This is a genomic window from Pedobacter sp. 10L46_2 (assembly GCF_056395165.1).
Window position 1 is genome coordinate 13,773 of the sequence record NZ_JBFTIZ010000005.1, and the last position, 22,936, is coordinate 36,708.

The 22,936-nt window shown below is 39.8% G+C and carries 18 protein-coding genes; 15 read left to right on the top strand and 3 right to left on the bottom strand.

Features of this window, described 5'->3' with window-relative positions:
* Positions 1 to 12 precede the first annotated feature (12 nt).
* From AC1DDX_RS01275 to AC1DDX_RS01285, 3 genes are all read right to left on the bottom strand, one after another.
* The gene (locus AC1DDX_RS01275) at positions 13 to 1,047 is read right to left on the bottom strand and encodes an efflux RND transporter periplasmic adaptor subunit (protein ID WP_216854390.1); all 1,035 of its coding nucleotides are present in this window, start codon (positions 1,045 to 1,047) and stop codon (positions 13 to 15) included.
* A gap of 21 nt (positions 1,048 to 1,068) precedes the next feature.
* Positions 1,069 to 2,421 (bottom strand): TolC family protein, encoded by a 1,353-nt coding sequence (locus tag AC1DDX_RS01280; protein ID WP_172661171.1) that lies wholly within the window; start codon positions 2,419 to 2,421, stop codon positions 1,069 to 1,071.
* A gap of 129 nt (positions 2,422 to 2,550) precedes the next feature.
* A complete protein-coding gene (locus AC1DDX_RS01285; RefSeq protein ID WP_288883574.1) occupies positions 2,551 to 3,165 on the bottom strand; it encodes a TetR/AcrR family transcriptional regulator in 615 nt (204 codons plus the stop codon).
* A gap of 358 nt (positions 3,166 to 3,523) precedes the next feature.
* Between AC1DDX_RS01285 and AC1DDX_RS01290 the strand changes: the two genes are divergently transcribed.
* From AC1DDX_RS01290 to AC1DDX_RS01360, 15 genes are all read left to right on the top strand, one after another.
* Complete coding sequence (locus tag AC1DDX_RS01290) at positions 3,524 to 4,117, top strand: RNA polymerase sigma factor (protein WP_172661169.1); 594 nt, start codon at positions 3,524 to 3,526, stop codon at positions 4,115 to 4,117.
* 72 nt (positions 4,118 to 4,189) lie between these two features.
* Positions 4,190 to 5,323, top strand: a complete 1,134-nt coding sequence (locus AC1DDX_RS01295; protein WP_288883571.1) for a FecR family protein — start codon at positions 4,190 to 4,192, stop codon at positions 5,321 to 5,323.
* 189 nt (positions 5,324 to 5,512) lie between these two features.
* Complete coding sequence (locus AC1DDX_RS01300; RefSeq protein WP_288883570.1) at positions 5,513 to 8,884, top strand: SusC/RagA family TonB-linked outer membrane protein; 3,372 nt, start codon at positions 5,513 to 5,515, stop codon at positions 8,882 to 8,884.
* 38 nt (positions 8,885 to 8,922) lie between these two features.
* Positions 8,923 to 10,479 carry a SusD/RagB family nutrient-binding outer membrane lipoprotein gene (locus AC1DDX_RS01305; RefSeq protein WP_337717364.1) on the top strand — a complete coding sequence of 519 codons (1,557 nt, stop codon included), beginning with the start codon at positions 8,923 to 8,925 and terminating at the stop codon, positions 10,477 to 10,479.
* A 41-nt stretch (positions 10,480 to 10,520) separates the two neighbouring features.
* Entirely contained in the window at positions 10,521 to 11,837 is a 1,317-nt protein-coding gene (gene eat / locus AC1DDX_RS01310; protein WP_172661165.1) for an ethanolamine permease, read from the top strand.
* Positions 11,834 to 13,192 (top strand): glutamine synthetase family protein, encoded by a 1,359-nt coding sequence (locus tag AC1DDX_RS01315; protein ID WP_337717366.1) that lies wholly within the window; start codon positions 11,834 to 11,836, stop codon positions 13,190 to 13,192. The genes eat and AC1DDX_RS01315 overlap by 4 nt, the downstream gene beginning before the upstream one ends.
* A 35-nt stretch (positions 13,193 to 13,227) precedes the next feature.
* On the top strand, positions 13,228 to 14,376 hold the full coding sequence (locus AC1DDX_RS01320) for an iron-containing alcohol dehydrogenase (RefSeq protein WP_172661163.1): 1,149 nt from the start codon (positions 13,228 to 13,230) through the stop codon (positions 14,374 to 14,376).
* Positions 14,377 to 14,386: 10 nt separating this feature from the next.
* Complete coding sequence (locus AC1DDX_RS01325) at positions 14,387 to 15,103, top strand: gamma-glutamyl-gamma-aminobutyrate hydrolase family protein (RefSeq protein WP_288883964.1); 717 nt, start codon at positions 14,387 to 14,389, stop codon at positions 15,101 to 15,103.
* The gene (locus AC1DDX_RS01330; protein ID WP_477621720.1) at positions 15,100 to 16,464 is read left to right on the top strand and encodes an aldehyde dehydrogenase family protein; all 1,365 of its coding nucleotides are present in this window, start codon (positions 15,100 to 15,102) and stop codon (positions 16,462 to 16,464) included. The genes AC1DDX_RS01325 and AC1DDX_RS01330 overlap by 4 nt, the downstream gene beginning before the upstream one ends.
* Before the next feature lie 106 nt (positions 16,465 to 16,570).
* A complete protein-coding gene (locus tag AC1DDX_RS01335; RefSeq protein WP_172661160.1) occupies positions 16,571 to 17,596 on the top strand; it encodes a sensor histidine kinase in 1,026 nt (341 codons plus the stop codon).
* Positions 17,593 to 18,297, top strand: coding sequence for a LytR/AlgR family response regulator transcription factor (locus AC1DDX_RS01340; protein WP_172661159.1), 705 nt, complete (start codon positions 17,593 to 17,595; stop codon positions 18,295 to 18,297). Before AC1DDX_RS01335 ends, AC1DDX_RS01340 begins: the two co-directional genes overlap by 4 nt.
* A gap of 74 nt (positions 18,298 to 18,371) precedes the next feature.
* Positions 18,372 to 20,603: a TonB-dependent receptor gene (locus tag AC1DDX_RS01345; RefSeq protein ID WP_337717368.1), complete on the top strand. Its 2,232-nt coding sequence runs from the start codon at positions 18,372 to 18,374 to the stop codon at positions 20,601 to 20,603.
* Between the two features lie 29 nt (positions 20,604 to 20,632).
* Positions 20,633 to 21,289 carry a hypothetical protein gene (locus AC1DDX_RS01350; protein WP_288883962.1) on the top strand — a complete coding sequence of 219 codons (657 nt, stop codon included), beginning with the start codon at positions 20,633 to 20,635 and terminating at the stop codon, positions 21,287 to 21,289.
* Between the two features lie 25 nt (positions 21,290 to 21,314).
* Complete coding sequence (locus tag AC1DDX_RS01355; protein WP_288883961.1) at positions 21,315 to 21,560, top strand: hypothetical protein; 246 nt, start codon at positions 21,315 to 21,317, stop codon at positions 21,558 to 21,560.
* Between the two features lie 78 nt (positions 21,561 to 21,638).
* A partial coding sequence (locus tag AC1DDX_RS01360; protein WP_477621721.1) for a GH116 family glycosyl-hydrolase occupies positions 21,639 to 22,936 on the top strand: 1,298 nt, incomplete at its 3' end.

Below are 22,936 nucleotides of genomic sequence, written 5' to 3' on the forward strand. Positions count from 1 at the left end.
AAATAATTTAGGCTATCTGATTATTTTAATTGAAGAACCATTAGTAAGATAGGCTGATCCTTCTCTTATTATCTGATCAGTGGCTAATAAACCAGAGGAGATAAATGCCTTGTCGCCTTTTAAGTAGGCAACCTTCACCGCTTTCTTTACAGCTCTGTTGTTCACAGAAGTAAATACGTAAGCACTGTCGTTTTTGCCTTCCACTAAAGCATCTACCGGAACAGACAAAAGGTCTGTTTTGCCAAAAGGATAGATCTTTACTTTGGCAAAGAGTCCTGAGATCAATTTGGCATCGGTAGGATTGAGCCTTATTTCGGCCTGATATAAACCGGAACTTTCATCACTGCCCTGGGCAAGGGACTTTACTACTCCTGTTAATGTTTGAGGAAAGACATCAAAGTTTAACTCAACTTTCTCCTTTCCGTTAATTCTTGATCTGTCTTTATCGGTAATACCACATTTAACTATCCAATCTTTATTTGAAACGCCACCTATGTAAAGTATGGGGGTTCCTCCGGCTACCTGTTCTCCTTCATTTGCGAGTTTTTTAAGAACAACGCCAGTTGTATTTGCCCTTATGGTCGATTGAACAGCGTTGAACCGCGCTATGTCCAAACTTTTTTTGGCAATTGCCAAAGCCGTTTGCGTATTTTCCAATTGCTCCCTGGTACTAACACTGTCCTTAAATAAATTGGCAGTCCTTTGGGCATCCCGCTTTGCTTTATTAAATCCCTCTTCGGCCTGGTTAAGCTGAGCATTTACCTCTGTCATGTTTAGCGAGGCAAGTACTTGCCCATTGCTTACATGATCACCTTCCTTAACAAGGATGCGGTTTATGATTCCACTGGTTTTAAAAGAAAGATTACTCTGTTGTTCTGACGATAGTAAACCAGAAGTTTCCACCGGTTCATTTTCATTAAGGGCATTTGAGGAAATTACCTTTACCGGAATTGAGTTATCGGTTTTTTGTGCCGGTTTTGGTTCACTGCAACCAATTACGGCAATGCCAAGAAATATGAAGATCGGGAGTGTATTTATATGTTTCATTTTGTTTTAAATTAAAGGTGATTAAAGAATATAGCTTGCTTTTGCTCTTTCCAGTTCGGTTGTTCTGGTTAGCATATTCAGATAGGCAATACTTTGTTTTAGCTGATCATTTATCAGTCTTGTCTGTGCATCCAATAACTCCAGGTAAAGCGCCTGACCCTCTTTATAAAGACGTTGCTCGTCTTTATAATATTGAAGAGATAACGACGACTGGCTAACTGAGGCTTTAAAAGCCTGTAGCGCTGCGTTCAGTTTGTTTTGAGCTGTAATAACCTCAAGTTCCAGTTGCTGCGAGGCCTGTTCTGTTTGTGTTTCGGTGGACTTTAAATCTAAAAGCGCCTGCTGAGTTTTGTTTTTATTTCTGTTGCCATTAAATATTTGCCATGATAGTGTTACTCCGAAAAGATAATAGGGCGCATCTTTGTTTACTTTTAAAAAATCACCCTGAGCACCTACATCAACAAATGTGGATAGCTTTGGAAGTACTGCTACCCTGGTTAATTTTACAGAGAGGGTATTTATTTGATTTAAAGATTCCAGCGCGGTAAGTTCTTCTCTTTTTCCGGAATGAGAAGATGAATCTGATCCAACAATCGTATTCTCGTTTTCACTAATTTCAATGGTACTGTTGAGCGGCTTATTGAGTAGAAAATTGAAATACGCGGCAGCGTTCAGAGACTCAGTTCTGGCATTTTCAAGTTGAGTTTCAAGCCCTGTAAGCTCATTTTCTGAACGGGCCACCACTGTTCTTATCGCTTTTCCATTTTTAACCATTGATTGATTTATCCGCAGGTTTTCTTTTGCCAATGCAATCCCGTTTTCAAAAATTTTTATGGCCTGCAGCGATTGTTCGTATCCATAATACGCAAGTTTAACCTGCTTTATCAGCTCGCGTTTATACAGCCTTAGTTCTATCTGCTGCATAGTGATCTGTTCTTTTTTGATGCGGCTGTTGTAAATAATTTCCGCATTATACAGAGGCAAGGTGGTATGTACTTTGGCATCGTAATAATTGTTCGGATTGAAAGTCTGACTCACATTATCTACCTGAGGGAATTTACCCGAACCTGTTAAGCTGTTTAAGGTGCTGTACACAGGATTTAGGAGGTCGCCAATTGGGATTTCAATTTTGCGTCCACCTCCTGATGTCAGGTAGGAGGTGTTTAGTTCTACATCTGGAAGGAATAGTCCCTTTGCTTCTTTTAGGGCGTAAAGACTTCGCTGTAAAGCGAAATCTTGTTTTTGTATCCCAAGATTATTTTTGAGGGCCTCGTCTATATAACCCTGAAGAGGACTTTGAGAGAAGACACTAAAGGGAAGCCAGCACCCCAGGATTAATAGTATTAACGATTTTAAGGCTGTTTTTCTATTCATGACGTATCGTTGTTTATAAAATGAACACTGTTTATTAGAATTGATATTTTTTGATTTGTTACATTGTTTTTGAAAAATAATAATCGTTGGTTATTTACTAAACACTGTTTATGTTAAGGTAAATTTTTTTTACACTTTAAGTGTTTTTAGAAAATAGTCTAATGATTGGGCTAAAAGATTAGGATTTTGTTCACCTTCAATATTTACCGACTGCAGCCGCTCTCTTATAAATAAGGAAATAAGGCCATGAACATAGGACCATATAGACATTGAAACGATAATGGGGTCACCATCAACAATAAGCTTTTTATCCAGGCATTCTGTAACCGTATTAAGCAGGTATTGGAAGCTATTCTCTCCGGCTTCCCACTTGCTATGGCATTTAATTTCACTTAAAGGGGCCCTCATGATGAACATAAGATCATAATAGTCCGGATTTGTCAGCGCAAAATTCAGGTATATTTTTCCTAGCTCAGCCAGCCTTTCAAATGGATCAGTTATCTGGTTATGGTTTATAAATTCTTTGTTTAACAGATCGAATCCCTGTTCGTGGATTACGTAAAAGATTTCATCTTTCTCTTTGAAATAAAGATAGATTGTTGCCGGACTGTATTCTATATCGTCGGCAATGTTGCGGATAGAAGTTTTTTCATAACCCTGTTCCAAAAAGAGTTTGGTAGCCGATTCAATAATCAACTTTCTCCTGTCCAGCTTATCTCTTTCTTTTCTATCTTTTATTGACATACTAAAATGCTAACTGATGCAAATATAATAAACACTGTTCAGTAAATGCAAAAAAAGAGAAAATATTATGGTATGTCTTAAAATAGGAACAGGGATGAGCAATAAAGCTATCCCTGTTTTAAGATGGTTGATCCACCACAGATCAACCTAAACCAAACAAACCACTACTATAACGTATGATATTGTCAAAAAGTTTCTTTATTTGAAAATAAATTTTAAATAATTACTTCTCAGGACGTTACCTGATGGTTTTAGCAGACAAAAAATCTATTTCTAGTAAAATATGAAGGTTTTTTAATTCCGTAACATTTGTGTAACATTAATTTATTTTTAGTAAATTAGTATCGTAAGCCAAACCATGACCACATATTCTATGCTTTCTGATCAAGACCTCAGGGCCAAATTAGTCTCTGGGGATGAGTACGCCTTTGCGGAATTCTATGAGAGGTACAGTGCCGGAATTTTAGGTTTTGTTAAAAAGTTTGTTCACTCTGCTGATCTTTCAGAAGATCTTACACAAGAAATATTTATAAAGATCTGGCAATGCAGATCAAAATTAGCAGATATCCAATCGCTAAAGGCCTATTTACATATCGTTGCCAGGAATCATACCTTAAATAGCCTTAAAAAAGCCTTCCGTTCTGAAGTTGCTATGTCAGAGATAGTCAATAGTTTTGTTGAAGAAAGGAACTCCACTGAAGACGAGCTTTTGAATAAAGAATATTACGACTACCTTCAAAAAGCATTAGCGGTATTATCTCCCCGAAGCAGAGAAGTTTTTAAACTATGCAGAGAGCAGGGCAAAAGTTACGAGGAGGTAGCAACGGCATTGGGTATTTCCCGAAATGCCGTAAAGAATCATATGGTAGCTTCTATGAAAATTCTCAGGACTTCTGTTGAAAGGGACCTGGGTATCTCTTTAGGAGTACTTTTGGTTATCCTGTTAAAATAAGTTCAAAAAAATAATTTTTCCAGCTACCCTCGGCGCTTCAAATATTGTCTTAGTATTTGAAAGGCCCTCACTATGGAAGATAAAGAATTTTACAGAATACTTGTTAGTCGATATATTAATAAACAACTCTCTGATGATGAGTTGGAATTGTTTGTACAGTTAACCAAAGATGGGAAACTGGATGAACATCTTTTGGGAGCGATGGATGAGGAAGGTGGAATTTCTGAGGCTGACGAGGACCACCACAAGCAAATTAAAATAAAGCCGTTGTGGCTCAAACTAACTGCTGCGGTTGTTGTATTGGTTACGTTATCTATAGGCTTATATTCTTATGTTAATCACAATCTTAATAATGCTAATCTGCGCGCTGTTTACACAAAACAAGATGCGGAACCCGGTGGAAATAAGGCTATACTTACTTTAGCTGATGGTACTGAAATTTCGCTAACAGATGCAGGTAACGGCCAGATTGCTAAACAAGCTGGAGTAGCAATAACAAAAAATGCCAGTGGGCAATTGGTATATACTGTTATAGAATCCAGGAAAAAAGAGATGGCATATAATACCATCAGTACACCCAGGGGCGGTCAATATCAAGTGAATTTGCCTGATGGTACAAGAGTTTGGCTAAATGCTGCCTCCTCCGTAAAATTTCCAACAAGTTTTGCTAATGCGACCTATCGAAGGGTAGAACTAACCGGAGAAGCTTATTTCGAAGTATTTAAGAATAAGAAGCTTCCTTTTATTGTGATAACAGATAAACAGGAAGTTGAAGTTTTTGGAACCCATTTTAATATTAATTCTTATGATGATGAAACAAGCATCAAAACAACCTTGCTTGAGGGTTCAGTAAAAGTATCATTACTGAACGGGAGGAATAAAAAAGTTTCACGTTTCCTGAGACCCGGAGAGCAGGCCAATGTTGAACATCAGGATATGAGCCTGAAAATCAGTAAAGCCAATATTGATCAGGTAATGGCATGGCAAAAGGGGTATTTTCATTTCGAGGGTGATGACCTGCAATCTGTGTTGCGTCAGCTATCGCGATGGTATGATGTAGATGTATTATATGAGATAAACCATACTGATGATGAGTTTATGGGCGATATCCCGCGCAACGTAAAATTATCAGAAGTGCTTAAGATATTAGAATTTGGAGGTGTCCACTTTAAAATTGAAGGAAAAAAACTAATTGTAACTAAATAAACAACTTAAAACCAGTATTGTATGGAAAAATAAATACCTAACCCGTATAACTGAGAAGAAAATACCGGACCCTGGTTGCAACAGGATCCGGATAGATCCACTTCTTAAGTTAGAAATGGAACAAAGTTCCGGTCGATCTCAAAAAATACCTTGTTAAATAATTAATGAATTAACCAAACATTCAAAAGTATGAATTTAAATCAATGTAGGAAAGCATCTGTTTTCAGGTGGTTATTCTCATCCAGGAATTTATTGGCAATGAAACTAATTGTACTATTAATCTTCATAGGTTGCCTTCAAGTCTCCGCAACGGGATTTTCGCAAAGTATTACACTTTCCGAAAGAAACACTACGCTAAATAATGTGTTCGAAAGTATAAAAGAGCAAAGTGGCTATACCTTCTTTTATAACAATAAACTCATAAAACAGGAAGGCCGAATCAGCATCGAGCTGAAGAATGTAAGTGTGGAAACAGCGCTGGACCAGATATTTAAAAACAGGCCGTTTTCATATAAAATCATAAACAAAACCATTGTAATTAAGAGAAATTCCATTTCAACAGCATCGGTTATTGTTACTGCCGAGGCGCAAATAAACATTAAGGGGAAAATTTCAGATACAGAAGGCAATCCGCTATCAGGAGCAACTGTTATGATTAAAGGAACTTCAAAAGGAACTTCTGCAAATATCTCCGGTGAATTTTCGATAGATGCGAAAGAAGGAGATGTATTGGTGGTAAAATATCTGGGCTATCAACCCAAAGAGGTATTGGTAAAGGCAGGTGTTACCAGTATAAATATTGTACTTGAAGCCGAATTACAGGGCCTTTCTGAAGTGATTGTAACGGCCCTTGGGGTTAAAAGACAGGAAAAGGCTTTAGGTTATGCTGTGCAAAGAGTTGGGGGAAAAGAACTGCAAACTGTAAAAGGAGTGGACTTGGGTACTTCCTTAACCGGTCGGGTTTCAGGTTTGGTAATTAAGAATTCTACGGAATTTAATGCAAGACCTACAGTAGAGTTGAGAGGTGAAGATGCATTGTTAATTATTGATGGGGTCCCTTATGCAAACATGACTTTACGTGATGTGCCTACCGATGACATCGAAAGTATGGATGTGTTAAAGGGATCGACTGCTTCTGCTTTATATGGCTCACGTGCTAAAGGTGGTGTTTTGATGATCACTACTAAAAAAGGAGCAGCAGCCAAGGGGTTCTCAATTGATGTAAATAGTAATACTATGTTTCAATTGGGTTATCTGGCAATTCCGAAAGTACAAAGTTCATACGGTCGTGGTCAAAATGGTGAAATTGATAACGATTATGTTTGGGGTCCAAAACTGGATGCAGGAAATACAGCCAGAGATTGGAACCCGGAAACCAAACAATTTGAAGATGGACGCCCCTTAGTATCGGTAGGAAAGGATAACCTGAAGAATTTTATGAATACCGGTATTATAGCCAGTAATAACATTTCTTTGGCACAGAGTAATGAGAATGGAAGTTTCAGGATTGGGGTAAACCATATTTTCCAGAAAGGCCAGTTTCCAAATCAGAAACTTAATCTCCTGAACCTTACTTCTGGTGGTGAGATCATAGTTAATGATCATTTTAGGGTAGAGGGACGTTTTGGTGTTAGTCGTGGTTCTACGCCTCAAATGTGGGGTAGCGGATATGGAAATCAGGGGTATTTATACCAGCTTATCATGTGGACGGGTACAGAGTACGATATCCGTGATTATAAAGACTACTGGGTAGTTCCTAACAAAACACAGAACTGGATGTATACCAATTGGTATGATAACCCATACTTAATTGCTTACGAAAAGCTTAACGGTGAGGTCAAAAATAAAGTAAATGCAAATGTCACTGCCAATTATAAGTTCAACAATGATTTTAACCTGATGCTGCGTTCAGGTTATGATAACTATAATAATACAAATACCAAACAAAACCCTACAGCTAATATTTTCTCTACACGTGGCGGATGGAATGCAAGAGGAATGTATGAAACAAGTGATTCAAGAGGTTTCTCTACCAATAACGATTTGATCCTTACTTTTAATAAGAAAGTTAGCAAATGGGCATTTGAGGGGTTAGCCGGTGGTACACTTTATTATTTTAAAGATGATGGCTTTACCGCTACCACTAAAAATGGATTAATTTCTCCTAGGTATTTTTCTCTGAAAGGTTCAGTTGAGCCGGTAACAATTACCCCTGGAAGAAATTGGTCTCAGCAAATTAACAGTCTTTACGGCCGGGCATCTGTAAGCTGGAACGATGCAGTGTTCTTTGATGCTACGGGCAGGAACGACTGGAATTCAGCTCAGCCAGAATCATCGCGATCTTTCTTTTATCCATCTTTGGGCTCAAGTGTGGTAGTATCTGAGCTGGTAAAAATGCCGACTGTGATTGATATGTTTAAACTACGTGGATCATGGACACTCTTTAAAAACGCATTTGATCCTTTTGCAATTAATAAAACTTTCTCCACTACTACCTCAGCATGGAATACACTTAATTCTGCCAGTTATCCATCAAAGCTGATCGGAGAGCATTTACTGCCAAGTACACAGCGCACCTGGGAAGTTGGTGCAGCAGGCTACTTACTGGGTAAACGACTACATTTCGATGTTGCATATTATGATAAGTACTATTACAACAGACAGGTAAATACTGATATTCCAGGGTCATCTGGTTTTGCTACCATATTGGTAAACACTGCAGAAACATATGCCAGAAGAGGTCTTGAAATTTCTGTTGACGGTTCTGTGGTAAAAAATGAAGACTTTGAGTGGAAAACTACCGTTAACTGGTCTAATCAGCACCGCTATTATGTTAACCTTGATCCTGTTTTGTCAGCTGATAATCCATGGGTTAAAAAAGGTCAAAGGTTAGATACTTATCTCAGCTCATATTGGTTGAGGGATCCAAGTGGAAACGTAATTTTTAACAACGGCTTTCCTGTTGAAAGCGATTATGATAAAAAATATGGTTATGGAGATCCCGATTTTAGCATTGGTTTTATTAATAATTTCCGCTACAAAAACTGGAATCTGGGTGTAAATATAGACGGACGTATTGGAGGGTTAATGTACAACTACCTATACGATAAAATGTGGGATACCGGTACTAACCCAGAAACCGATAACCAGTATCGCTATGACCAGGTAGTAAACGGTTTGAATAACTATGTAGGTAAAGGTGTTAAAGTAGTGTCTGGAGAAGTGCAGTTTGACAAATATGGAAACATTACCAGCGATACCAGACAATACGCAGCAAACGACGTACAAGTAGGTTATCAGGATTTTGCACAATCTTTTAGAGGGGGTGATATGGGTATTCAAAAAGAAACCTTCATCAAACTTCGTGAAGTTTCACTCGGGTATAATTTCCCTGCAAAGCTGGCTAATAAAATCGGTGCCCGGAGCGCATCATTTTCAGTTACAGGTCAGAATTTACTGCTGTTAACCGACTTTAAATTTTCAGATCCGGATATAGATACTGAAAACCTGAACTCTCCTTCATCACGAATGATTGGTTTCAATCTTAAAGTAGGATTCTAGTAAGGCAGCTTTTACGTTTATAAATAACTTAAATCAAGATGAAAAGAATTATAAAATATATGTTGATTTTGCCTTTACTGGCAACGCTAACAAACGGTTGTAAAAAGTTTGAAGACATCAATACCAATCCAAATGAAACAACCCAGGTAAATTCGGCCATGCTGGCAACAGGTATGATTCTGAACGTAACCCGTGGCGACATCAGCTCTACAAAAGGATTTATGCAGCCCTTTTTATTGGGCAAATACCTAACCTGGGGAGAGGGTCAAGAAGGCTTTCAATACAACAGACTCGGACGTACCGATTTTGATCGCATTACATTATTGCGGAATATTCCATCAATGGAAAACTATGCTACAAGCGATGCACTTAAAAAATCATATCAGGGATTAGGACATTTTATCCGTGCATGGCAATTCTTTATGGCTACAATGCAGGTAGGAGATATCCCCTATGCAGAAGCCGTAAAAGGAGAAACTAATGTGCTGCAGCCTAAATATGATACTCAAAAAGCAGTTTTTATGGGAATTCTGAATGAGCTTGATCAGGCAAACCAGTTGTTTGCAACAGGTGCAAACTTTGAAGGTGACCCTATCTATGCCGGTAACGTCGACAAGTGGAGAAGGCTTACCAATAGTTTTGAGCTGCATGTGCTAATTAATCTTTATAAAAAAACAGCAGATGCAGATCTTAAGGTTATTGACCGTTTCAAAGATATTGTTGCAAACCGTCCGCTGATGCGCGATTACAGAGATAATTTTGCACTTGCTTATAACAATACTGCTGGTCAGAATTACCCATGGTCTGATGTGCCGGCTGGTTCTGGTAACTCATTTGTGAAATCGAACTATACCATGCTCACAAACACTTTGCTAGCGCCTTTAAAAGCTACCGACGACAGGAGGTTGTTTTACTATGCTAAGCCTTCGCCGGTTAAAATTACTGCAGGGGTGTCGCAGTCTGATTATAACGCTTATCCGGGTGTAGAACCTTCTGATGCCTTTTCAGCCTTGCAAACAAGAAGAGTAGGTAAAGATTATGCCGACCTTAATAATCGTTATGTGCAACTGGTAAATGCTGAGCCGGTTAGTGTATTTAGTTGCTGGGATATGCAATTTGCGCTTGCAGAGGCTGCTGTACGCGGATGGATTACAGGAACAACAGCACAGGTTTATTACGCTGATGGTATTACAAATTCTATGAACGCAGTTGCAATAAATACACCTGATCTGGCCGATTATCACCACAACATGAAAATGGACGCAGCTTATATACTTGCCTTCCCGGCTAAGCCAGGAGTTGCCCTTGCAGGGTCAACTGAGGAGCAGATTAAGCAGATCATCACGCAAAAATATCTGGCCAATTTCTTACAGGGAGGTAAATATCAATCCTGGTTCGAAAACCGGAGAACCGGATATCCTGTATTTACTTTAAACAGTACAACAAATTTAAATACACCATCTACAAACTTTCCGTTACGCTGGTTATATCCATCTAATGAGTTGAGTTATAATTCAGACAACCTTGATGCAGCTGTTCAATCTCAATACGGAGGTAATGATAATACAAATCAGCAAATGTGGTTGTTAAAGTAGTAATTATCTTATATTTATAATCATGTAACCGAAATCATCAAATGACAGAAAACAAAGGTTTAAAAAAAACACTCACCCCGTTTATGCTCTGGGGGCTTGGAGTAGGGTATGTCATTTCGGGTATGTATTTTGGATGGAACCTGGGTCTCGAAAAAGGCGGCACAGGGGGGATGGCTATAGCCACTATAGTGATCATGGTAATGTATGTAACCTTTACATTCAGCTATGCGGAACTTGCCTGCGCTATCCCCAAGGCGGGTGGGGTATTTGACTATGCAAACAAAGCGATGGGCAAAAATATCGGCTTTATAGCCGGTATTGCCCAGATTGTAGAGTTTATACTTGCTCCGCCAGCCATTGCATTTGCAATTGGTGCATATTTCAATGCATTTTTTCCGCAAGTGCCCATACTAACCAGTGCCATAGCCATTTACTTCGTGTTTACCGGGCTCAATGTATATGGTGTAAAAGCTGCGGCCTCTTTTGAGGTGATCATTACTGTTCTTGCCGTAGGAGAATTGCTTTTGTTTTCAGGTATCGCTTTGCCAAAGTTCGAGGTAGCAAACCTTACCCACAATGCAATGCCCAATGGATGGGGAGGCGTTTTTGCAGCCATTCCATTTGCCATCTGGTTCTTTTTGGGAATCGAGGGAATCGCTAATGTGGCCGAAGAAACCAAGAACCCGCAAAAAGACATCAGCAAAGGATTTGGCTGGGCCATCTTTACACTGGCTATACTGTGCGTATTAATCTTTATTGCAGCTACCGGCATCGCCGGATGGGAAGCAATAGTTTATAAAAATGGAATAAGCGGAGAAACATCAGATTCTCCGCTTCCTTTGGCCCTTGCAAAAATAACAGGCAGTAATCACCTCATGTACCACCTGCTAATTACTGTTGGTTTATTCGGACTGGTAGCTTCTTTTCATGGACTTATACTTGCTGCCGGAAGATCAACCTATGAAATGGGCAGGGTACATAACATCCCCTCATTTCTCGGCAAAATATCTCCAAGATTCCATACCCCGGCAAATGCGCTTATAGGAAACATGGTAATCGGTATTCTGGCATTGCTTTCCGGTAAAACATCAGAGATCATCATTGTCTCTGTTTTTGGAGCACTTACATTATATATCATTTCCATGATTTCCATTGTTATCCTGAGGAAGCGGGAACCTGATCTGCCAAGACCTTTTCGGGCTCCATTTTATCCGGCATTTCCGGTTATCTCGCTCGTCATTGCAACTGTATCTATTATTGCAATGTTCATTTTCAATTTTAAACTCGGACTTATTTATTTCTCCATATTGATAGTAACCTTTTTGCTGTACAGAATCTTTAAACCATCTCATGCATGACAACACAAGAAATATTAGCATATGTAAAGCAGCATCCGTCAGGAAAAGTAAAACTCGCCGTTGCCGATATTGATGGCGTTTTAAGAGGCAAGTATATCTCTGCCGAAAAGTTCACTTCTTTAGCAGAAGGAAGATTAGGATTTTGTGATGTTACTTTTGGGTGGGATATGGGTGATGTAGCTTACGATAATGTGAAATTTACAGGCTGGCATACCGGCTATCCCGATGCACTGGTAAAGCTTGACCTAAGTACATTCCGTAAAATACCCTGGGAAAATGATATTCCTTTTTTCCTGGGCGACTTCGTAGATGATGATGAAATACCAGGATATACCTGTCCGCGGCAGTTACTGCGTAAGGTGTTGGCAGATACTGAACAAAGTGGCTTTTCACCCTATTTTTCACAAGAATTCGAATGGTTCAATTTTGCAGAAACACCAGAAACAGCACACCAAAAAGGCTATCAAAACCTTACACCCTTAACTCCTGGAATGTTTGGTTACTCCATTTTACGGAGTACCTTAAAAAATGAATACATGACAGATCTTTTTGATCTGCTTTGCAAATTCGGAATACCTATAGAGGGCTTACATACAGAAACCGGGCCAGGGGTTTACGAAGCAGCCATTAAATATGCGCCTGTTTTGCAGGCGGCAGATCAGGCGGTATTGTTTAAAACTGCGGTCAAGGAAATTGCCTATAAGCACGGGGTTATGGCTACCTTTATGGCAAAGATTACTGAACATCTTCCTGGTTGCAGCGGACATGTTCATCAGAGTTTGTGGGATAAGGATTCGAAACATAACCTGTTTTACGACGAAAAGGATCCGCACAAAATGAGTGAACTGATGAAAAGCTATATAGCTGGGCAATTGCATTGTTTGCCGCAAATATTGCCAATGATTGCTCCGACCATTAACAGTTATAAACGATTGGTTGAAGGGGCCTGGGCCCCAACTACCCTAACCTGGGGTATCGACAACAGAACGGTTGCCTTAAGGGCATTGCCTTGCAACGCAAAAGCAACGCGTCTGGAAACAAGGGTAGTAGGTTCCGATACTAATCCATATCTGGCTTTGGCTGCCTGCCTTGCTGCGGGTTTATATGGAGTTAAAAACAAAATGAAACTGGAAAAGGAGGCTACCGAAGGAAATGGTTACCGGGATCTTTCAAACGGAGTATTGCCGGCCAACCTTTATGAAGCTACCCAAAAAATGAAACAATCAACAGTAGCAAAAGAGCTGTTTGGCGATCAGTTTGTTGAGCATTTTACGTTAACAAGAGAGTGGGAATGGAAGCAGTACGCCAAAGTAGTAACAGATTGGGAGCTTAAACGCTACTTTGAAATTATTTAACCTCAGGTATAATTTGATTAATAGTAACCATACATATGACATTCGATAAAGTATATCAGTATAATTTCCCAACCACCATTCGTTTCGGAGCTGGGGCTATAAAGGAATTGCCCGCTTATTTGCAAAAGAATGGATTAAAACGGCCAATGATCGTTACCGATCCAACCATAGCTTCATTGCCATTTTTTAAAGCCATTGTAGCCGATTTACAAGCGCATAACATTTCAGTAGAAGTATTTAACGACATTCACAAAAACCCTGTAAAAAGCGATGTATACAAAGGGGGCGATGTGTGGGATAATACTTCCAGAGATAGCATTATTGGTATTGGTGGCGGTGCAGCATTGGATGTGGCCAGGGCAATTGTGTTAAGGGTAAATCACCGCGAGGATCTGTTTAAATACGATGACCTGATTGGTGGGGATGTTTACGTTACCAACGATGTCCCACATTTTATTACCATTCCAACCACCTCGGGAACCGGAAGCGAAGTAGGCAGAAGTGCTATTATCGCTGATGATGAAACACATCAGAAAAAGATCCTGTTCTCTCCAAAGTTAATGGCACAAATTGTATTTGCTGATCCGGTACTTACTATGGATTTACCTCCATTTATAACGGCAGCAACAGGTATGGATGCGCTTACCCACAATATGGAGGCGTTTCTGGCAAAAAATCCGCAACCGCTGTGCGATGGTATAGCACTAGAGGGCATTTCGTTAATAAAAGACGCGCTCGAAAAAGCGACAAACAAACCTGATCTGGAAAGCAGAAGTAAAATGCTGATGGCCTCTATGATGGGCGCAATTGCTTTTCAAAAAGGACTTGGTGTGGTGCATTCTCTCGCACATCCACTTTCTTCCTTACTCGATACGCATCATGGTTTGGCCAATGCGGTAAACATCCCATACGGAATGGAATTTAATATTGCCGGCTTTGAAGACAAATTCCGCAGGATAGCCCGGACGCTTGAATTAAAAGAAGAAACAGGCGAAGCGGTGGTAAAATACCTTTTTGAACTGAATACTAAAGTAAATATCCCGCATCATTTAAGAGACATCGGTGTAAAACCCGAACATATAGAAACACTAGCAGACCTCGCCCTTGCCGATTTTGCACATCCTAACAATCCTAAACCGGTAAGCCGCGAAGATTTTAAACAACTGTATTTAAAGGCGCTTTAATGATATTCTAATGAAAAAAAAGATTGGAATAAGCTATACCGAAACCAATTTTCAGAACTATTGGAATTGGTTTACCTCGCAGGAATTGGGAGATGAAATTGAACTCATAGAGCTTTCTTTTCAAAAGGATAATATTTACGATTTTCAGTTATGTGATGGCTTTGTTTTAACCGGGGGAATAGACGTAGTTCCTGAATTGTATGGTGGGGTACAAGATTATCCACATAAGCCGGATGTGTTTTTACCCGAAAGAGATCAGTTTGAACTACAGATTTATACCTATTCACAAGATCACAAAGTACCTGTTCTGGGAATCTGCCGGGGCATGCAATATGTTAATATCCTTGAGGGGGGCAAAGTATTTGAAGACAATGGCGAGCAGGTGAATCAAATCCACAAAAAAGGTGCTGAGGACAAAGTACATGGCGTAAATGTTAAAAAGGAAAGCTTGCTGTATAGCGTAACCGGTGTAGAAAAAGGAGAAGTAAACAGCGCCCACCATCAGGGAATTAATCCGAATTACCTTGGTGAGAATTTAATGGTTAGTGCGTATTCAGATACCGACGACGGTATCATTGAAGCCCTGGAATTTAAAGATAAAACCGACAAAGCTTTTATGCTAGGCGTACAATGGCATCCTGAAAGAATGAAAGAAAAGGAATCGAACCCACTCTCTCAAAAAGTTAAAGAACAGTTTATAGAAGCAGTAAAAAATCATAAAAGATGAATGTTGTAAATCCGGCTACAGAGGAAATTATTACCATATTAATAGAAAACGACAAGGCATCGTTAGATAATAAATATAACCTGCTTAAAGCTGCTCAAAAACACTGGGCAAAGCAATCATTAAAAGGACGCATTGCCGTTATCCATCGGTTTTACGATTTGCTGGATTTAGAAAAAGAAAAACTTGCGGCAATACTTACTTCTGAGGTAGGCAAGCCCTTACAGCAATCGCGCAATGAACTTAACGGGGCCAGAACAAGGATTCAATGGATGATTAGCAATGCAGAGAAATACCTTTCAGATGAGTGGGTTACTGATACCGATGAACTGAAAGAAAAGATCTCTTATGATCCGCTTGGTGTAATCTGTAACATATCGGCCTGGAACTATCCATATCTGGTTGGGGTAAACGTATTTGTGCCAGCCCTGCTTGCTGGAAATGCAGTAATRTATAAACCTTCGGAATATGCTTCTTTAACAGGACTGGAAATTGAGCGCCTACTTAAAAAAGCAGGTGTACCTGAAAATGTTTTTCAGATCGCTATCGGGGCTAAAGAAACAGGAGAACATTTATTAGATATGGATTTCGATGGTTATTTCTTTACCGGTTCCTATAAAACAGGAAAACACATTTACGAACGAGTAGCCAAAAAGATGGTTCCTTGTCAGCTGGAGCTTGGCGGTAAAGATCCGCTCTATGTTGCAGATGATGTAAAAGATATTGTTGCAGTAGCTGCGGGTACCGCTGATGGGGCCTTCTATAACAACGGACAAAGCTGTTGCGCGGTAGAGCGTATCTACGTGCATGAAAATGTATATGACGATTATGTGGCCGCCTTTGTAAAAGAAGTAAAATCATGGAAATCGGGCCCACCAACAGAAGATGGAGTTTATATAGGCGCTTTAACCAGAAAGGAACAAATTGATGTACTAAAGCATCAGGTAGAAGATGCTATAGAAAAAGGAGCTACTCTATTGCAGGGGGGTAAACGCAAAGGCCATATCGGGCATTATTTTGAACCTACTGTTCTCACCAATGTAACTAATGATATGAAGGTGATGCAGGAAGAAAGCTTTGGGCCTATAATTGGAATTATGAAAGTAGCGGATGACGATGAAGCATTGGAGATGATGAAGGATACGGCCTATGGGCTTACAGCTTCCGTTTATTCTGATAACATAGATAGGGCAGAACACATTCTTTCGCAAATTGATTCCGGTACGGGATATTGGAATTGCTGCGACAGGGTAAGTGCGGGCGTGCCATGGAGTGGCAGAAAACATTCGGGTATAGGTGCTACCTTATCCCACCAGGGTTTGCGTGCTTTTGCCAAGCCTAAAGCCTGGCACTTGAGAAGCTAGTGCCATAGTAAAAGCAGGCTGTTGTCGCTACAATTGCCTGCTTCGTCTACTCTTTATTTCGTTACATGTATGAATAAGTAGCTTTGTAATTTGTTACTAGAGGCTAATGAAAATATCTGTTAAATTCCAGCACATCAGTATTGCCCTTCATGTATTTGTCTGGGGAATGATCCTCTTGTTACCTTATTTTGTTTCCTCTGCAGAACACGATTATAAAATAGGGCCTATACCAGGGCCTTTCTTTACCCTTGCGGGTTTTATTCATCTTTTTATATTTTATTTTAATGCCTTTTACCTCATACCCCGGTTACTAAACCGGCGGTGGTGGTGGTTATACATTATTGCATCGGCAATTCTTATAATCAGTTCCTTTCAGTTAAAATACCACCTGCTTTTATGGTGGTTCCCCGATGTCCTAAACGACATGTCGGCTTATAAATTTGTCTTTGCACCTTCTATCGGAATATTTGTAATTAGTATTGTTTATCGTAAGGTAGTTGATAAGATCATATCCGACAGGAAACAGCAAAAGATCGAAGCAGAACAGCTGTCTACCGAATTAAAGTTTCTGCGCTCTCAGATCAGTCCACATTTCCTGTTCAATGTGCTTACCAACCTGGTATCGCTGGCCAGAAAGAAATCAGATCAAATGGAACCTTCTCTGATCATGCTTTCTGAACTCATGCGCTATATGTTGTACGATACACAAGGGAAAAAGGTAGCGCTGGGCAAAGAGGTTTCTTATCTTAATAACTATATAGAATTACAGAAATTGCGTTTTGGTAACGATGTTGAAATCAACTACAACGTAGATCCTGGCATAGAAAATGGAGATTATTCCATTGAGCCAATGCTGCTCATCCCTTTTGTCGAAAATGCTTTTAAACATGGTGTCGCCCACCAGGGGTATCCTAAAATAAGCATAAGTACGTCCGTAAAAAATGATGTGCTGCTATTTGAAGTAGAGAACCAGATTGATGATCAGCCCAACTCCAGTAAAGATGAAAATTCGGGCATCGGACTGGCCAATGTTAAATCCCGATTAGATCTGCTTTATAAAGGCAAGCATAACTTAAAAATTAAAACGGAAAACAATTTGTTCCATATTACCTTAACTTTAATGCTTAAATGATCAAATGTATTGCCATTGATGACGAAAAACTGGTTCGGGATCTTTTGGAAGATAACATCCGGCAGCTGCCATTTTTAGAGTTAATTAAAACCTGTAAAAATGCACTCGAAGCCTATGAAGTTTTACAAACCGAACAGGTGGACCTCATTTTTCTGGACATACAAATGCCCGGTCTAAGCGGACTGCAGTTCCTGCAATCCTTGCAGCATCCGCCAATGGTGATCCTGGTAACAGCCTATGAACAATATGCGTTGGAGGGGTTCAATCAGCAGGTAGTAGATTATCTGTTAAAGCCCTTCAGTTTCGAACGTTTTTTAAAAGCATGTAACCGCGCCAATGAATTGTTCCGTTTGCAGCATAATCAGAACAACGATGTAAATGAGATTCAGGACTTCTTTGTAAATGTAGAGTATACCCTTGTTAAAATTGTAGTAGCAGATATTGAATATATAGAAGGGTTAAAAGATTACATCAAAATTCATTTGTCGACCAGCGATAAGCCGGTGCTTACCCGCATGACCATGAAGGCAATGGAAGAAAAGCTTCCTGCAAATTCCTTTGTAAGAACCCATAAATCTTTTCTTGTAGTTGTGCAAAAGATAACCGCCGTTAAAAGGGATTTTGTCTGTATTGGCAATAAAGAAATTCCGGTAAGTGAGTTTTATAAAGAGAATCTCCGGTCTCGTCTACAAAATTTCTGATGTAGTCTACTCTCCAAAAACTGCATTGGTTTTCAGCATAAGTTTGCCTGTAAGTTATACAAAACCCGCAGGCAATGAAAACAAATTTCGCAACATACATAATCATAATTTTGTTGGTATCGGCCTTCTCTTTTGCCTTTGGCCAATACCGGATTTCAGGAACTGTAAAAAGTGATAAAGGAAATGCTATTCCACTTGCAAGTGTTTTATTAAGCCCTTCAAATAAAGGAGCTAAAACAGATAGCACAGGTAAATTCAGTATTGAAGGTTTAAAAGGAAAACAAGTGCTATCTGTATCCTCAATAGGTTATAAACTGTTCAAAAAAGACATCAGCTTAGATTCATCCCTTTATCTGGACATTGTTTTAAAGCCAGATACCAGAACGCTGAACGAAGTAACCATTAGTGCCGGGTCTTTTGAAGCAAGCGATAAGGCTAAAGGGGCCTCTCTTACCGCAATGGATGCCTTTACTGTTGCCGGGAGCATGGCTGATTTATCCTTAGCCCTGCGGTCCTTGCCGGGCGCACAACAAGTCGGCGATTTGGATGGCTTGTTTGTCCGCGGCGGAACAGGCGACGAGACTAAGCAGTTTATTGATGGTACACTGCTCAAAAATCCAAACTATCCAAGGGTGCCTGGTATGCAGCAGTATGCACGTGTTAATCCGATTCTGTTTAAGGGTATACTTTTTAGTACCGGTGGTTATTCCGCATTATATGGCCAGGCAATGAGTAGTGCCCTGATTCTCGAAAGCAATGAGCTCCCTGAAAAATCATCGGCCTATTTTGCCATTTTTCCGCCAAGTTCCAATGCAGGTATACAACAGTTATCGCGCAATAAGAAAAGCAGCTATGGTGTTACACTGCGCTATAGCAATGCAACATTTTATAATTCTATTGTTAAACAAAAACCCGATTATTTTAGGGGGCCGGAATATATTGAGGGGGATGCGAATTTTAGAATAAAAACAGGGAAAACCGGAATGCTCAAGTTTTATACCAACTGGGACATCAGTGATGTTGGTATGCGTAATGCTGATATCGATAGCACAGCACTAAGATCCAGCTATCAGGTAAAAGGAAAGAGCATCTACAATAACCTTAGCTATAAAGATTATTTAACAGATAAATGGCAGGTTGATGCAGGTTTAGTCTATAGTTATAATGAGGATCATACCATTAATGGTCTTTTAAACATCGATGGACAGCCCGTAAATCTAGAAGATGACGCACTAAATTATAAGAATGCCCAAAAATTAATCAGATCTAACTTTGCGCAGGGTAGAATAGTATTTACCAATACACTTTCAAACAATCAGGCACTGCGTTTCGGAGCAGAGCACTTTTATAACCGGGACAGGGGCTTTTCCAACGATAGTACCCTTGCCATTATCGACAACCTATCGGCAGCTTTTGTTGAGGGCGATATTTACCTGGCAAAAAATCTGGCTGCAAAAATTGGAACCCGTATAGAGTACTCTTCTTTGTTAAATAAGGCAGTTGTGGCACCACGTGCAAGTCTGGCATATCGTTTAAAAGACGGCGGACAATTCAATCTGGCTTACGGCATTTTTTACCAGGAACCATTGAACGAAATCTTGTACCGGAGCACTGACCTGAAATTTTCAAGGGCAGCACATTACATGCTAAACTATACCAAAAAAGCAAACAACCGTTTCCTCAGGATAGAGGCTTATCGTAAGCAATACAACGATCTTGTAAAAACAATCCCTGTTATTAATAATGAAGGAAGTGGATATGCACAGGGGGTAGAGTTGTTTTTCAGGGATAAAAAAACGATTAAAAATCTTGATTACTGGGTTACTTATACTTACCTGGATACCAAACGCAATTACCTCAATTACCCATTTGCTTTGCAACCTGCTTTTGCTACGCCGCATACGGCAACCATTGCAATTAAACAAAATTTTCAGGACATCAATACCTATGTGAATGTATCCTATGCAATTGCTACAGGAAGGCCGTATTATGATATCAGATACAGTGCTGATGACAATGCCTGCAAGATCTTTGATCAGGGAAAAACAAAAGCATACAGTGTAATGAACTTACAGATTGCCCACCTTTTTTCAATCTTCAGCAGCTGGAAGCAAAGGCCCGTTTCCGGATTTAGTGTAGGGGTAAATAATATACTGGGCACTAAGCAGGTATTCGGATATAATTATAGTCTGGATGGCACCAATAAAGTGCCCATAACACTGCCTGCCACCCGATTTTTCTATGCAGGCATATTCATGAGCTTCGGGATAGACCGCACCAGCGATTTCCTCGACAAAAATCTATAAATATTTTTTAACCATTAAAAATCAATAACATGAAAAAGTTAGTATTAGCTATTCTGGCCCTGGTATCATTCTATTTTACTTCAGCGGCACAGGAACAAGGAAAACCAAATGCATTACAAAATGCGGTAACTAAATTAGATCAGGCAACTAAGGCCAAAGATTTTGAACTGCTGGAGAAAGAATTTTTACAGATTGCAGCCCAGCAGAAAAAAGATTGGCTGCCCTATTATTATGCCGCATTTTGCAATGCGAAAGTAGGTTTCATCAATCAGGACGATGGCGAAAGTATAGAGCCTTTTAGCAACCGCGGAGAAGAGCAGGTGCAAATGGCCAAATCACTGCTCGATACCGTAAAGCAAAAAAAGGAGCTTTCAGAGCTGTATACCGTGCTCAGTATGGTCTACCGTACAAAGGTGTTCATCAACCCAATGACATATGGAAGAAAATACGGAGTCCTTTCTCAGCAATACCGTGTAAAAGCACAGGAACTCAATCCTGAAAACCCCAGAGCAATCTATGTAAAAGCCTGGGAAATGTATAAGACCCCAAAAATGTGGGGAGGCGATAAAGAGGCTGGCAAGCAGTTGGCAACCAGAAGCCTTGCCTTGCTTCAGAAGGAGCAATCAAGTGTTCAACCACACTGGGGTAAAACAGAGAACCAGGAATTATTAGGTAAAAACAAATAATCATTAACAATTAAAATTTAAGATCATGGGATTCGCAATTATCATGTTCATACGAATACTTTTTGGTGTTTGTATGGTATTTATCATCGGTTATATTTTTGGTGGGTTTTCTAAAAATCCAACCCTTGTTTCACTAACAAAAGTTGCCGCCATACTGGCAATTATATTGTTCATTGCAGCAAATGGATTATTGATGCGTTTTGCATTCAGCAGGCATGCCAATGGTAAAGCTGGCTGGCAGTGTACAGAACATAAAATGAAATTGCCATAGTATTAAGCGATTTTGGCAATTTCAAAATTATCTGGTATAAACTGTTTAGTTTTAATTAATTGAACCAGATAAATCAATATGCACAATAAACCATCCAATAGAAGAGATTTTATTAAAAAAGCCGGCCTGCTTACGGCTAGTCTGGCAGCGGTACAGTTCCCGGTATGGGGTAAAAGTATATTTGCGTTAGACTATCCTCTTCACAACATACCCGAAAGTAAAGGCTTAGATCCACAATGGGTCAAATCTCTTTACAACCGGGGCGAAGAGACGGCTTATTATAAAAGTAAAAATGAATTTAAATATATTGGAATGCCTGTTGGCGGCCTTCACGCCGGAACCGTATATGTAGGTGGCGATGGACGGCTCTGGTTATGGCAAATTTACAATGAAACATTCGAAGGTGCACAAGAAGGGATAGAACCTAAAACCGTGAACTGGAATGACGGAACAGAAGTAAGAAAGATCCGTGCCAGAGATGGCTCGGCTTACATTGAGCCGGCCATTGCCAACAATAAACGGGTATTAGAGCAGGGTTTTGCCGTAAAGGCCGTTGTGAATGGCAAAACCTTTATTAAAGAATTAAGTGAAGAGCATTGGGATGAGATCGAATTTAAGCCAGCCTATCCAATAGCTACCATAAAATACAGCAGTAAAGATTTCCCTGTTTCAGTATACCTAAAGGTGTATTCACCATTTATTCCTTTAGATGCGCAGAATTCGGCTTTGCCTGCAACCATTTTACGAATAGAAATAAAGAATACCACCACCAGCAATATCAATGTTTCTGTATTGGGCTGGATGGAAAATGGGGTTAACAAGTTAAGCGGAAAACCAAATACCGGAAAAAGGAAAAATGAGGTGGTAACAGCTGAAAACTCGAGCAGCATCTTCTCTTCGTTTGACGCCCTTACTGATGATCTGAAAAATGCGCAAGACAGCGGAACCATGTGTTTTACCTTGCACAAAGCAAAAGGAAAAACATATGCTGCTATTGAGCCCTGGCCGGTTACGGGCAAGCATTTCAATGCTGCGGCTACCAGTTCTGCAGCTGCAGATGCACCTGAAAAACTGGTTGGAGGAATTGAATTTGGAGAGACTGTTAGTCCCGGAAAATCTCTTAAAGCCGATTATTCAATCAGCTGGCATTTCAACAATGCAAATGTTAACCTCAAGAAAATAGTTAAGGACGCAGAACAAGGGTTTCATTACGCTACCAGATTTAAGGACGCCGGTGCAGTAAGTGCATACCTGCAATCAAATTTTGAAAAGCTAACAAATACAACCGAGTTGTGGAGTACCACATGGAATGACGCTACGCTTCCACACTGGTTCCTGGAGCGCACGTTTATTAATATTGATACACTGGCAACGGC